Here is a 14,548-nt window from a genome sequence, read left to right as displayed (position 1 = left end):
CATGGCGAAGATGAAGAAACAGAGCGGCTTCACTTTAATTGAATTAATTATCACCATTGTTGCGATCGGCATTATGGTGATGGGCATTACTGGCTTTATCGAGCTTGGTACCAAAGGGTATGCCGATACCGTTGATCGACAGCAATTGCAAAACCAAGCGCGCTTTGTTGTTGAAAAACTGACTCGTGAAATACGTCATGCTGTTCCAAACAGTTTTTCTGTGACCAATAATGATACATGTTTAAGTTTTTATCCTATTGAATATTCTGGAGGTTATGCTGTTCTTGAACAAAATGACGATTCAATAAATGATCGGTTTCGTTTTGTGGTGGTAAATACCAACTCATCACCAGAAGGTACGGTACTACAAGGTAATAATATGGTGATTAATCCAGCTACACCGGAAGATTTAGAACCTACTAATAGTACACAAAGTATTGTGCTTTCTAGTGTGACTAAAAATGATGACAATATTTATTCTATTGCCTTTGATGATGATTTTAACGCCAGTAATGTTGTTGCCTCTCCTGCTAATCGATTATACATCTACAACCATAAAGTGACTTATTGCCAAGAAGGTACTCGCTTAACTCGTGAAGTGGATACTAATGGTGCTATTCAAGTGGGAGAAAACGTTGAGACCGCTTACTTTGCTGATGGTACCGGTGGGGCTGATGGCGAAAACTCACTATCACGTAGTGCTTTGATTCACTTTCAGTTACGTTTTAAACGTGGTGATGAAGTGAGTAATTATGAAAATGATGTTCAAGTGATGAATGTGCCATAGGTGAATGTATATGAATAAAATAAAGCAAGCTCATTCATCTTTAGCTTCTCAATCAGGTAGCGTTTTGATTGTTGTGATTTTTGTTGTTGTGGTTATGGGGTTATTGGCCTCAACCATGGCACGTTTAGAATGGTCAAATCAAGATACTCAAAGCCGAGAAATTATGGGTAACCGTGCATGGTTTATGGCTCACTCTGCTAATGAATGGGCGATGACACAGTTGTTTCCTTTAGGTGAAACTGGGGAAGATTTAGATAAACTTTCCAGCTATTGTACAAGCTCTTTGACTTTTCCAAATGGTTATTTTGCCAATGATGCTGAGTATCAACATTGCCAAATTGACAGCTTAACCTGTACTCCCCACATTATGACCGACTCAGGTGGAAGTGAAGTAAAATATGGTTTCTTTAAAGTCTCCGCTAAAGCTTCTTGTGGCGATGATGATGGCCTATTCAGAGTAGAGCGTGCACAAGATATTGTAGTCACGACTTTAAAATAGTTTTTAAGGTATTTTAATAGGTTCAAGGTAGGAATAGATGCGTATTTTCTTTCGCTTTATTATTTTGTTTTTGTTATCGGTTCCCGCTATCGTCTGGGCTAATAACACGGATGATTATAAAAAGTACTTCCCAGAGCCTTTACAAGGGTGGAAAGGGGTAACGAGTTCTGTGACTTTCCAATCTGGTGGTACTGTAAATGGTTGGAGTGATGAATTTATTGAAAACAACCAAGGTATATATCAACAAAATAATAATCTATATAACCCTTCTACTCCGGTTTTATTGCTAGGTTTTGATTCAAGTGATAATGAATACCAAACGGCCTGGGCGGCAGAATGCAGTCCGGGGCTAGGCTGTGGTCTTGAATCTGATTATGATAGCGCTGAATCTAAAAAAGCCCCAGCGCCACCAGAAATAACGTCTATACCTTCTCCATTACCTTCGACTAATTTAAACCTTACAGGTTATTCGATTAGCTCTAACTGTGGAGCCGACTCCCAAATGTGTCATTATGAACAAGTCGGTAATATCATTAATATATATATTGATGAAAATTTAAATTCTTTATCTGTTTCAATATATGGTAACAACCTTGGTGCAAGTCAGATTAATATTGTTTTTTCAGGGCAACTGTATATTGGTAGCATGACGTTAGCAAGTGACGGTAATTCTGAAATGATTTTTGAGTCAGACACTACCATTACTACAAAAAAGATGGTTTGGGGGAATAATGCTATAATTACCACTGAAGAAGACGTGCTTTTTAATATTATCGACTCATTTGAAACAATATCACGTCCTACTCTAACCACCACGAATCCAATTTTTTATTATGCCCCTACTGGAACAATGACTGTTTCAGCCACGAATGGCGGTGATTATCACGGGTGTATAATTGCAAAAGAAGTGACATTAAATAATAGCGTAACTATTTATGGGGCTGTTACTAGCACTAAATTTGTTGCTGATCCAAATGTGGGTATTGAAGGAACAGATCAGTGCTTAAGTGCTGACCCTCCACCACTTCCATCGTTTGATGTTTGTGAGTATTTCCCTAGTGCTATTCAAACAAACCTAGTGAGTTCTGATGGTATTGCAACAGGTAAATTGACATTGATCGATGGCGATAAGGGGAGTGCTAACCGATTATATTTAGATAACAATGCTGCTTTGTTCTTTGGCTCTAAAGACATCGAGTTCAACGCTGAACATCCGAATGGATGTGTATTTTCTAGTAATGGAACCTTTGCAGGTCAGTCGGTTGAAGATTGCAGTATTAATGCTTCTGGGGATATTTTTAGTGAGGGTGTTCCAAGCCTACCTAGTTTTGAAGCTTCTGGTAGTGATATTAAATGGAAAAAAGGTAGTGATGAATTAATTTTAGAACCTGGGAATTATAAAAAGTTAACGATTCAAGGGAATAAGGATGGTGAAACCAAAGGTGTAACTTTAAATTCTGGCGAATATTGGATAGGAGAATTAAAGTTTGAAAGTGGTGAAAATCATTACTTAAAGGTGAATGGTCAGGTTATTCTTCATTACAATAAAATAAAGGCAACGGCTCAAGGTGTATATATAAATGCAAACCCTAATAGAGCTGATCATATTAGTGATGCTCCTGATCAAATAGATTTAACCGAATATTCACCTGATGATTTAATATTACTTGGCCATGGTAGTGAATCTGGTTATGACGATAACCAATCGGATACTTATATCAATGCTCGTTGGTTCATTTCTTCTGAATCTACTACGGGTTTTAAAGTTTATAATGATGCCAAACCTACGCAGTTTATTGGGTCACTTTCTGCTGCTAATATCGAAATCAGCGATTCTTCGAGTGATAACTATATTTATGCAACCACTATTGAAGGGTGTGGTGTCGCACCGAATGCATCGCATACTCTAACCGTGACACCAACTCATCAGTTTTCTTTGTTATGTGAAGCACCTGAAATCTCTTTTACGGTTTATAACGAAGATGGTAGTGTCGCGACCGATTATGATGGAACCATTACTGCCACATTCCCTGATGATTTAACACCTGAAAACCCAGCAACAGGTTCTAAAGTGATCGATTATGTTTATACCCCAAATCAAGGAGTAGTTGTTGTCCCTGTTAAATCAAGCTTTACTAATGAATACACAGTTTATGCTGAATTGACAGAAGACTCTACGGCTAATGATGAAGGTCATATTTTATTTGGTCCGTATAAATTCTCATCGACTCCTGATCCCATTAAAGCCATTGCTGGCCATCCTACAAAGTTTGATGTTCAAGTTCTTGCTTGTAAGGATGATACCGTCACGCTTGTTGAAGGTTATAGCGGTGGCAAAGCACTGAAAATATCGGATGTGACTTTAACCAAACCTACCGTCGCACAAGGTGCTACCAATGGTGATTTACAGGTAAGTAGCGATGAAAATGGCAGTTATAGTGCTACCGATGTAACGTTAGATTTTTCTGGTGAAGCAAAAAGCACGGCTTACTTGAAATATATGCAATCTGGTTCGTTAAATTTTACGTTAACCGACCCAGATTTTGTTTGTCCAGAAGATTATGATGGATGTGAAGTAACCAATAGCGATAGCACCACAGAAAATATTGAAACCTTAACCGGGCTTATTAATGTTGATGTTCGTCCGTGGACGTTTGCTATATGTTCTCCTGATAACCAAGATATGAGTGGTGATTCAAATGGAGGCAGTGGCTTTGTTGCTGCTGGGGAAAAATTCAGCCTACGCGTAGCGCCGATTGTTTGGCAAGATAGAGGCTCGTTAACGGATGATATTGACATTTCTAGTTATTGTGATGTTGCAGTTACATCCAACTTCTTCTTAGATAACGCTCAATCAGCTACGGTCTTGATGGGGAACACTTTAGCAACACCAGTAAATGGCCGTTTAGGTTCCGGAATTCAATCTGATGATGGTTTAGAGAGAGCCTATAATGCTGAAGCAAATGATGGCGATCATTACTATAGCTATAATACTTTAGCTTGGCAGGAAGTCGGCAGTTTAAATATTAATGCTGATACTACGTCAGATTATTTAGGCATGGATATTAATCTAGGCTACCGTGAAATTGGTCGCTTCTATCCACACCATTTCAAATTGGAAAATGACAATATTTGGGATTATGCCGATGGTCATTATGAATTTGCTTATATGAATCAGCCTATTCAGATGGATTATCGAGTCAAAGCGAAAAGTGCAACGGATAGTGATACTGAAAACTATGACTATTTTGTGAATAGTTTAAAAGCGGCTTTTTCTGTAGAGGCAATAGAAAAAGAAGTGGTTTTTGGCGGTGAGATTGAGGGTGATTCTTTAAACAGCCGAATTTCTCAAGGGTCGAATCAAGTAGATAATGCTTGGGATAAAGCAACTTATGAATTTGAGAGTAATGATTTTATGTTTTTAAAGATTTTACTTGATAGTTCACCATATTTAAGCACTCCTGATGGACCATATAGTAATTCAAATAGTACTTTTGGTGTCGTTGTTGATACATCAAGTAGTGAATATACCAATGATGATCAAGTGAATTTCAATGAGAATTTTGTTTCTACGGATACTTTCACTACACCATTTGGGTTAGATAACGTAGGTGTAGCCTTTATGCACCAACCAGACTTCCGTTATGGTCGTATGGTACTAAATGCGGTGAGTGGCCCTATTGGTGGCCCTATTTCAGTACCACTTCGAATAGAGTATTGGGATGATTCAAACTTTGTTGTTAATGAAGATGATAATGGTAGTCAGTTTAAAACCGATATTTACTATGTGATGAGTAATGTCTCTGGCAGCTCAGCAACACTGACCAGTGGTAATTCGTCGTCCTTTGTGACGGTTTCGAATGGTCGTTCGAGCCAAGTAAAAGCTAAGCAAGAGACCTTGACTCGCGAGACGGTCCGTTTATTCTTAAGACAGGGGAATGATTCTGGTGGCTTTGGTAATAACCCTGAACCAAAGCAAGATGATGATCTTTATGAAACGATTGATGGCTGGAGTAATGCTGAAAATGTCGAGCAACCTTGGCTGCAATTTAATTGGCGCAATAAAGGGGATGAAGATCCTTCGACTGTCGTTAATTTTGGCGCCTATCGAGGTAATGATCGTATTATTTATCGGGGTGAGCCGAATTTAACGGGGAAGTGATAGGGGAGCGGGTCCTAGTCCCTAGGAAGAGTGGTTTCGGGGAGCGTCTTTTAGAGAAGGGAAATGTAACGTCGTTATTCCAAAAGTGAGGTACGAACTGTTTGGAATCTCCTACAGCGGTTGGAGATCCTGAACTGCGCTCCTACGTCGCTTTTCAGGATGACGGTTTTTAGCTAGCTACGAAACCGTCCGAGCACCGAGTAACGACCAGCGATCTTATTTTTCTAGAAACTAGGAACCGCTTTTGCTCTTTTTTCGAGCTACGAGCAGTGAAACTCCCGAGTATCGAGATCCGAATCCCATCTTTTTCCTGACCTTGAGTTAACTTTATGTAAGAATACCGCCTATTCTTACTCTGTGTACGGTTAATGCTTGCCGACAGTGCAAGGCATTGGTACATTTAGCACAATTTTATTTCCTTCTATCGCTCTTAGGATAACGAAGAATATGTTCAAGAAACTTCGTGGTATGTTTTCAAACGATCTTTCAATAGATTTAGGTACAGCCAACACACTTATTTATGTTAAAGGTCAAGGCATTGTTCTTGATGAGCCTTCTGTAGTCGCTATTCGTCAGGATCGTACTGGTTCTGCAAAAAGCGTAGCAGCAGTAGGTCATGAAGCTAAGCAAATGCTTGGTCGTACACCGGGTAATATTTCTGCCATTCGTCCAATGAAAGACGGTGTGATCGCTGATTTCTACGTGACAGAAAAAATGCTGCAACACTTTATTAAGCAAGTGCATGATAATAGTGTTTTAAAACCAAGCCCACGCGTATTGGTATGTGTACCTTGTGGTTCTACTCAAGTTGAACGCCGTGCAATTCGTGAGTCAGCACTGGGTGCAGGTGCTCGTGAAGTGTACTTAATCGATGAACCAATGGCAGCAGCAATTGGTGCTGGCCTTCGCGTTTCTGAGCCAACCGGCTCTATGGTTGTCGATATCGGTGGTGGTACGACGGAAGTGGCCGTGATTTCTTTGAATGGTGTGGTTTATTCATCTTCTGTTCGTATCGGTGGTGACCGTTTTGATGAAGCGATCATTAATTATGTTCGTCGTAACTACGGCAGCTTAATCGGTGAATCGACAGCTGAGAAAATCAAGCACGAAATCGGTTCAGCTTACCCTGGCGATGAAGTGATGGAAATGGAAGTTCGTGGTCGTAACCTTGCTGAAGGTGTGCCGCGTAGCTTTACATTGAACTCAAACGAAATTTTAGAAGCATTGCAAGAGCCTCTATCTGGCATCGTATCTGCCGTAATGGTTGCATTAGAACAATGTCCACCAGAGCTTGCTTCAGATATCTCTGAAAATGGTATGGTTTTGACTGGTGGTGGTGCACTACTAAAAGATCTTGATCGCCTACTCACTGAAGAAACGGGTATTCCGGTTGTGGTTGCTGATGAGCCACTAACTTGTGTTGCTCTTGGTGGCGGTAAAGCGCTTGAAATGATCGATATGCATGGTGGTGATCTATTCAGCGAAGAATAATTCCTAAGTATTTGGGAATTATCTATAAGAATAGATAGAACAATTTAACTGCATGAAATTGATATTTGGCCGCGGCCCTTCTTTACAATTGCGTTTGTTTTTCGCACTGATATTATCAGCCGGCTTAATGCTGGCTGATAGTCGTTTAGATACTTTTTCAAATATTCGATATTTACTCAATAGCTCGGTAGCGCCAATTCAATATGCGGCCAACTTACCAAGAAGTATGTTTGATGGAATGTATGAACGTTTGAATAGTATGAAAACCTTGGTTCAAACTAACAGTGCGTTAAAAAATGAAGTTCTTAGCTTAAAGAGTAATTTGTTATTACTTGAGCAATACAAAGAAGAAAATGTTCGTTTACGAGAACTACTAGGCTCTCCTTATGTGAGAGATGAGCGTAAAGTGGTGACAGAGGTGATGGCCGTTGACTCGTCACCTTATCGTCATCAGGTCGTAATCGATAAAGGCCGTACTGATGGTGTTTATGAAGGACAACCCGTCATTAACGAAAAAGGTATTGTCGGCCAAGTCATTAATGTATCGGCTCATAATAGTCGCGTATTGTTATTAACCGATAGTAATAGTTCTATTCCGGTCCAAGTTTTACGTAATGATATTCGCGTAATTGCATCGGGCAATGGCGATATCGATTCTATTAAATTAGAAAACGTACCAACCAGTACTAATATTGAAACTGGTGACTTATTAGTGACTTCTGGCTTAGCGGGACGATATCCTGAAGGTTATCCAGTGGCTTATGTCACTAGCGTTAAAAATGATAACCACCTTCCTTTTGCTGAAATTACCGCTAAACCTGTCGTTGAATTTGATCGCCTGCGTTATTTATTGTTGGTGTGGCCTGATCAAGAGCGCCAAAAGCAAGCTCAAACCATCGAATTAACTGAAGAAGAGGCGATTGGTAATGACTAATCACTTATTTAGAAGCAAGTTAATTATTTGGGTATCTTTTTTTATTGCTCTTATTCTACAAGCTGTGCCTTGGCCTGGACCGCTCGAAATGATGCGTCCAAGTTGGCTTATTCTTGTTTCTAGTTACTGGATATTAGCCTTACCACATCGTGTTAATGTTGGAACCGCTTTGATCTTAGGTCTACTTTGGGATTTGGTGATAGGTACGACGTTAGGTGTACACGGTATCGTAATGTCGATTACCGCATATCTGGTTGCACTAAACTTCCAAGTATTACGTAACATGGCATTATGGCAGCAAGGTGTAGTGATTGGAGGGTTAACGGCATTAGCTGAGTTTATAGAGTTCTTTGGTGAGTTTTTAATAAAAGATATCGACTTTAATCCTCATCTTCTATGGTCGGGTGCAGTGAATTGCATTTTATGGCCGTGGATGTTCTTACTTTTAAGAAGAGTGAGACGACATTGGCACATGCGCTAGAGTATTATAGTGACTTGAAGTTGCAGTGTGGTTAGTTGCAAATACATTCACACTACAACTTCGATAAATAACTTTCATTGGTGAGGTGGCATGTCTAATTCTTCTGATTCAAAGCATTTTAATTTTTATCTGGCTTCAGGATCACCTAGACGCAAAGAACTTCTCACTCAACTTGGCTACCAATTCAATATTGTGGTTCCTAATATTGAAGAACAGAAACAAATCAACGAATCCCCTGTCGATTATGTAAAGCGCCTTTCTCGTGAAAAAGCCCAAGCGGGTGTTAAACTTATTTCATCTATGGCAGAAGCATCAGAGCTTCCTGTTTTAGGGGCTGATACAATTGTTGTTGTCGATGATCAAGTTCTCGAAAAACCAAATGATTATGCGGATTGTTTACGCATGTTGCAGGCATTATCGGATCGACAACATCAAGTAATGACTTCTGTGACTGTCGCAACTTCTATTGAGCATCACACTAAAGTGGTGATAACTGATGTATGGTTTAAGTCTTTAACTGAACAAGAAATTGAAACTTATTGGCAAACTGGCGAACCGTGCGATAAAGCAGGTGGCTATGGCATTCAAGGTATTGGTGGCCGTTTTGTTTCCCGTATTGATGGCAGTTTTCATGCTGTAATGGGGTTACCTTTATATGAGACCGATGAGTTATTGAATCGATATATTTAAGATTTATTGCGCTATTCCATTTTTAGCGACCAAAATTTATGAGGCACAATCATGAGTGCAGAATTACTGATCAACGTCACCCCTAGTGAAACTCGAGTCGCGATGATTGAGGCTGGGTTATTACAAGAAGTCCATATTGAACGTGAGTCACGCCGTGGCATCGTAGGCAACATTTATAAAGGTAAAGTCAGCCGAGTATTGCCTGGCATGCAAGCGGCTTTTGTGGATATTGGTTTAGATAAAGCGGCCTTTTTACATGCCTCAGATATTGTTCCTCATACTGAATGTGTAGCCGAAAATGAAAAGAAACAATTCCAAGTAAGAGATATCGCAGAATTGGTTCGTCAAGGTCAAGATCTAGTTGTGCAGGTCGTTAAAGATCCACTAGGCACTAAAGGCGCTCGTCTAACCACTGACATAACTTTGCCTTCGCGTTACTTAGTATTTATGCCTGGAGCCGCTCATGTTGGCGTTTCACAGCGTATTGATGATGAATCGGAACGTAACCGCCTAAAACAAACGGTTTTGCCTTATTGTGATGAGAATGGTGGCTTTATTATCCGTACTGCTGCAGAAGGAGCGGATAGTGAAGAGCTGGCGCAAGATGCGGCTTTTCTAAAACGTTTGTGGAATAAGATCAACGAACGTCGTAGTAAATATAAGACTAAATCTATGTTGTACGGTGAGATTGGCTTGGCTCAGCGTATTTTACGTGACTTTGTCGGCACAGAGATCAGCAGAATTCAGGTCGATTCGCGTTTAGCCTATGAGACTTTGCTAGAATTTACCGGCGAGTTTGTGCCTAACTTGACCGACAAGTTAGAGCTATATCATGGTGATAAACCAATTTTTGATATGTACGACACCGAGAATGAAGTTCAACGTTCATTAGATCGTAAGGTGGAGTTAAAATCTGGTGGTTATTTGATCATTGATCAGACGGAAGCCATGACGACGGTGGATATTAATACTGGTGCATTTGTTGGTCGACGCAACCTAGAAGAGACAATCTTTAATACCAACATTGAAGCGACTCAAGCGATTGCTCGTCAACTTCGTTTACGTAACCTTGGTGGTATTATTATTATCGACTTTATCGATATGCTTGAAGATGAACACCGCCGTCGAGTGATTCAATCACTAGAGTTAGCTCTATCGAAAGATCGAGTAAAAACCAACATTAATGGCTTTACTCAGCTTGGTTTAGTTGAAATGACCCGCAAGCGTACTCGAGAAAGTATTGAACATGTTCTATGTTCTGGTTGTCCTACTTGTAAAGGTCGCGGTTCGGTGAAAACCGTTGAAACCGTCTGTTATGAAATTCTACGAGAAGTGACTCGAGTTAACCGTGCTTACGATGCTGATAAATTCGTGGTGTATGCCGCCGTTGCCGTTGCCGAAGCATTACAAGGTGAAGAGTCACATGCATTAGGTGAGCTAGAAGTATTTATCGGAAAAGAAGTTAAGATTCAAGCTGAGCCTTTGTATATTCAAGAGCAGTTTGACGTCGTGATGATGTAGCGGAGAAAAGAGTGACCTTGCCTAAGCGCCTGTGGCGGATTTTATTATGGACAGTATTAACGATAGCGGTGGTATGGGCGGTTAGCGTCACTTTACTCCGTCTGTTTCTTCCTAGTCTTGATAGTTATCGCGATGAGATTGAAGCTCAAGTATTACAATCCACAGGTGTCGAAGTTCAATTTGAATCGATCCGCGGTTACTGGGGAAATATTACCCCAGCACTAGCTTTAAAACATGTGCAAGTCTTTTTGCCGGGGGAGTCAATCCCAATAGTGACGATCGATCGAGCTGATGCTGAAATCGATTTAATCCAATCCTTAATTCACCTGCAACTTAAATTAGCGGATATTAAAATTGAAGGGCTGCGTGCCGATCTTAGTCGCTGGCCTTTAATTCCTGAAAAAGATCAAAAGACAACCTCACACTCTGAACCTTCAGATAAATCCCTGAAAAATGTGCAAAACTTATTCTTACGACAACTTGGTGAGTTTTCTCTTGTCGATTCAAGTATCCAATACCTTTCGCTCAATGGTGAAATTCGTTTAGTCGATATCGAACGTTTACGTTGGGAGAATAATGATAATCAGCACCGTGCAGAAGGGGTGGTGAGTATCGCTGGGGCGAATTTAAACAAGGTTTCTGTTATCGCTAACTTTAGTGAGCAAGGGAACTTACGTTATCTCGATGGGCAGTTTTTTGTTTCAGCAGAAAATATCCGAGTGACTCCATGGGTGCCACAATATGTTAAAGAGTCGACCACGATCGATTCAGGTAGAGTTAGCCTGAATGCATGGTTAACGCTAAAGCAAGGGGCACCAACAGATGCTTTAGTTGAGTTAAAGCCTTCACATTTAATTTGGGGTAATAAAGAGAATCGACATCAACTCGATATTGATCATGGTGTGGTCAACCTCAAGCCGAGCGATGAAGGTTGGAAGATCTTAGGTTCTAACTTTTTAATAAAGACCAACGATGGCAAATGGCCGCAATTTCAATTTGCCTTGGATTGGCAACCTGATCATCAAGCGCTGAATTTATCTCGTTTAGAGATTGAAAAATTAACTCCTTTGCTTGGTGTATTGAAAAGCCAAAATGGCTCAATGGAATGGCTTAGTAAATTACAACCCACCGGTTCTATTGAAGATATTCGTGTCAATATTCCTAAGCAAAGTGAAAAGCTGACTTATTCCGTTTCATTAAATAAAGTGGCGATGAAGCAATGGGATCTCCTACCTGGTATTAATAAGCTTTCAGCTACTGTGACGGGAGATGCTAATAACGCCTCGATTAAGGCAACATTGCAAGATGATGTGGTGCCTTATGGCGATGTATTCCAAGCGCCTCTCAATATTGAACAAAGTAAAGTCAATCTGGTATGGCAAAAGTATCAATCTGGTTGGAAACTTTGGGCGGATAAAATTGAAGTATCGAATTCAGACTTATCGGCGATTGGCGAATTTGAGCTGGATTTTCCAGATGAACAATCGCCATTCTTGTCTTTGTATGTTGAAGCTGATGCTAAAAAGGCCGGCGAAACATGGCGCTATTTACCAACTTTAGCACTGGGTCGTGATCTAACAGATTATCTGTCAGCGGCAATTCAAGGAGGGACAGCGAAAACGGCACAAATTCTTTGGTACGGCGCTTTAAACGATTTTCCCTATCTCAACCATAAAGGTATTTTTCAGGCTAAAGTGCCCTTACAAAATGCTCGTTTTAGTTTTGATACCGCATGGCCAGCAATCACAGATTTACAGCTCGACTTGTTATTTGAAAATGCCAGCATGTATTTAAATTCGGATTCTGCAACATTAATGGATGTACATGCTAGCCATATTGATGGGGTGATCCCAGATTTGTCTCCAGATGGGCATATTGAAATCAATGCCAAAGCACAAGCCGATGGAGAAGCTGTTCGTGATTATATGACTTCAACGCCATTAGTTGATTCAGTTGGCGCAGCTTTGACAGCAGTGCAAGTTTCAGGAACAGTCAATTCCGAGTTTAGTTTAAACATTCCATTTGATGGTAGTGATCCTGATGTGAGTGGTTTCGCGCAATTAAAAGATAATCCGATTGCCGTACAGACTCCATCAATTCAACTTGAAAAAGCAAACGGCAAAATTGATTTTAAAAACGATGTTGTGACAGGCTCAGGTTTAAAAGCGAATTTATTAAATCAACCTATCGCATTAGATTTTAATAGTCATACCCAAGGTCAAGGTTATGCCGTGAAGGTGGATGTTGTTGGTGACACTGATATCCCCGAACTGAAAAAACAAATTGACTCGACCTGGTTGAAGCCTTTAGCAGGTAATGCTCCATGGAATTTAGGGGTAGATTTACACTTAAGTGATATAGGCTTTACTTATCAGGTAGATGGTAATGCAGATTTAGAGTTTTTAACCAGTCAATACCCTGCGCCGCTAGGAAAGGCTCTAGGAATTAAAGGTAAAGGCCGTTTACAAGCAGCCGGTAATCAAGAGACGGTTAATGCAAGAATTACACTCCCGAATGTGAAGTATCAGGCTGATATTGATATTCACCCAAAAACGCCAGTGTTAAGTGCGACCAACTTAATTGTTGGGCGGGGAGAGTTTAAGGTTAGCCCGATTGGTGGGCATTACCTGTCGATCAATACCAATAAATTTAATGCCGATGAATGGTTTGATTTTGCCATGGATAAAGATCATGCATTAAATATTAAGCCGGCAGATGCGGATCCACTTGTTACCGATCATTCATCTAAAAGTTCACCCGCCACAAATGGTGATGACGTTAGTCTCCAGAAAACAGCAAGCATCGATATGCCGGCGATACCTGTACCAGAAGTGATTAATATTAATACAAAAACTTTGGTGCTTGGCGATTTAGATTGGCATCAAGTCAAATTAGATGCCATTCATAAGCCGCAAGATTGGCAGATTAATTTATCGAGTAGTGAAATTGTCGGTAGTGGCCATTACCGCAATAAAAAAGATTTAAGCTTAGATCTAAAGTCAGTACATATTTTTATTCCGGAGTGGGATAACAAGCCAGAAAATCAAGATGCTCAACTGATTTCAGGTAAAGCTGAAGATGAACCTTTGATCAGTGAATTTGATCGTCAATTTCATCAGTATATGCCAAACCTATCATTGAAAATTGGCGACTTATGGCTACAAGGTTATAAAGTTGGCACGGTTGATATGCAACTTCAACGTGATAAAAATAAGCTCGTGTGGAAAAACTTGGACTTTAAAACGGGTTCAAACCACTTACAGGCAAAGGGCTGGTGGGAGTTATCTGGTGAGAAGAGTCATTCTGATTTTAATTTGAGCTTAACAGGTAAGAATAACTCCGAGGTGATGGCTCGCTTTGGCATTAATTCTGGTATTCAAAAAGCATCATTTGATCTTTCTATGAGTTCTAATTGGGATGGTGCGCCATGGTCAGTGAAAACCGATACCTTAAATGGTCATTTGAAAACTGAGTTTAAAGATGGTGTGATCACCGATGTCAATGGTGCTGCTCGCTTGTTGGGTCTATTCAGCTTGGATTCGATCGTTCGTAAGATGCAGTTAGATTTTACTGGTGTGTTTGATCACGGTATGACGTTTGATTCTATTAAAGGGAGTGGTGATATCAAGCGCGGTATCTTTGTCACTAACGATCTTGAAATGGATGGTTCTGCTGGAGATTTAATGCTAAAAGGGCAAGCCGATCTTAATACTCGTTTAGTGGATGCGGAAGTCACCTTTATTCCCGACTTAACGTCGAGTGTACCTTTGGTGGCTGCTTTTGCGGTTGCCCCTCAAACTGCGGTGGCAATTTTTGCTATTACCAAAGTACTATCACCGGTTGTTGATGTATTTACCAAAGTTCAATATTCTGTGAAAGGTCCCCTGGATGCTCCGGAAGTAAAAGAAATCTCCCGTAGTCGTGGTGAATACCAGTTAGATAAATCATCTAAATAGCCCGGTAGGTCTAGATTTCACAAGGAG

9 protein-coding genes are annotated in these 14,548 nt (G+C 40.3%); all 9 read left to right on the top strand.

All coding sequences use genetic code 11. The annotated features are described in order from the left end of the window. Position 1 precedes the first annotated feature (1 nt). Positions 2 to 787, top strand: coding sequence for a PilW family protein (locus QQJ93_RS10445; RefSeq protein ID WP_089122278.1), 786 nt, complete (start codon positions 2 to 4; stop codon positions 785 to 787). Positions 788 to 797: 10 nt separating this feature from the next. Next, the gene (locus QQJ93_RS10440; protein ID WP_089122279.1) at positions 798 to 1,286 is read left to right on the top strand and encodes an MSHA biogenesis protein MshP; all 489 of its coding nucleotides are present in this window, start codon (positions 798 to 800) and stop codon (positions 1,284 to 1,286) included. A gap of 37 nt (positions 1,287 to 1,323) precedes the next feature. Next, positions 1,324 to 5,448: a DUF6701 domain-containing protein gene (locus QQJ93_RS10435; protein ID WP_089122280.1), complete on the top strand. Its 4,125-nt coding sequence runs from the start codon at positions 1,324 to 1,326 to the stop codon at positions 5,446 to 5,448. 447 nt (positions 5,449 to 5,895) lie between these two features. Beyond that, positions 5,896 to 6,939 carry a rod shape-determining protein gene (locus QQJ93_RS10430; RefSeq protein WP_089122281.1) on the top strand — a complete coding sequence of 348 codons (1,044 nt, stop codon included), beginning with the start codon at positions 5,896 to 5,898 and terminating at the stop codon, positions 6,937 to 6,939. A 52-nt stretch (positions 6,940 to 6,991) separates the two neighbouring features. Next, positions 6,992 to 7,873, top strand: coding sequence for a rod shape-determining protein MreC (gene mreC / locus QQJ93_RS10425; protein WP_089122282.1), 882 nt, complete (start codon positions 6,992 to 6,994; stop codon positions 7,871 to 7,873). Next, positions 7,866 to 8,354, top strand: a complete 489-nt coding sequence (mreD, locus tag QQJ93_RS10420) for a rod shape-determining protein MreD (protein WP_089122283.1) — start codon at positions 7,866 to 7,868, stop codon at positions 8,352 to 8,354. The genes mreC and mreD overlap by 8 nt, the downstream gene beginning before the upstream one ends. Before the next feature lie 90 nt (positions 8,355 to 8,444). After that, on the top strand, positions 8,445 to 9,044 hold the full coding sequence (locus QQJ93_RS10415) for a Maf family protein (RefSeq protein WP_089122284.1): 600 nt from the start codon (positions 8,445 to 8,447) through the stop codon (positions 9,042 to 9,044). A gap of 51 nt (positions 9,045 to 9,095) precedes the next feature. Further along, complete coding sequence (rng, locus tag QQJ93_RS10410; protein WP_089122285.1) at positions 9,096 to 10,565, top strand: ribonuclease G; 1,470 nt, start codon at positions 9,096 to 9,098, stop codon at positions 10,563 to 10,565. An 11-nt stretch (positions 10,566 to 10,576) separates the two neighbouring features. Further along, entirely contained in the window at positions 10,577 to 14,521 is a 3,945-nt protein-coding gene (locus tag QQJ93_RS10405) for a YhdP family protein (protein WP_089122286.1), read from the top strand. The last annotated feature ends 27 nt before the right edge of the window (positions 14,522 to 14,548 follow it).

Source organism: Vibrio algivorus, assembly GCF_030161215.1.
GTDB lineage: Bacteria > Pseudomonadota > Gammaproteobacteria > Enterobacterales > Vibrionaceae > Vibrio > Vibrio algivorus.
This window is presented reverse-complemented; position numbering and strand designations above follow the sequence as displayed.

Bases quoted from the DNA above. Each gene is read 5' to 3' on its own strand.
- QQJ93_RS10415 (WP_089122284.1), top strand. From the start codon at position 8,445: ATGTCTAATTCTTCTGATTCAAAGCATTTTAATTTTTATCTGGCTTCA.
- QQJ93_RS10430 (WP_089122281.1), top strand. From the start codon at position 5,896: ATGTTCAAGAAACTTCGTGGTATGTTTTCAAACGATCTTTCAATAGAT.
- QQJ93_RS10440 (WP_089122279.1), top strand. From the start codon at position 798: ATGAATAAAATAAAGCAAGCTCATTCATCTTTAGCTTCTCAATCAGGT.
- rng (WP_089122285.1), top strand. From the start codon at position 9,096: ATGAGTGCAGAATTACTGATCAACGTCACCCCTAGTGAAACTCGAGTC.
- QQJ93_RS10445 (WP_089122278.1), top strand. From the start codon at position 2: ATGGCGAAGATGAAGAAACAGAGCGGCTTCACTTTAATTGAATTAATT.
- mreC (WP_089122282.1), top strand. From the start codon at position 6,992: ATGAAATTGATATTTGGCCGCGGCCCTTCTTTACAATTGCGTTTGTTT.
- mreD (WP_089122283.1), top strand. From the start codon at position 7,866: ATGACTAATCACTTATTTAGAAGCAAGTTAATTATTTGGGTATCTTTT.
- QQJ93_RS10435 (WP_089122280.1), top strand. From the start codon at position 1,324: ATGCGTATTTTCTTTCGCTTTATTATTTTGTTTTTGTTATCGGTTCCC.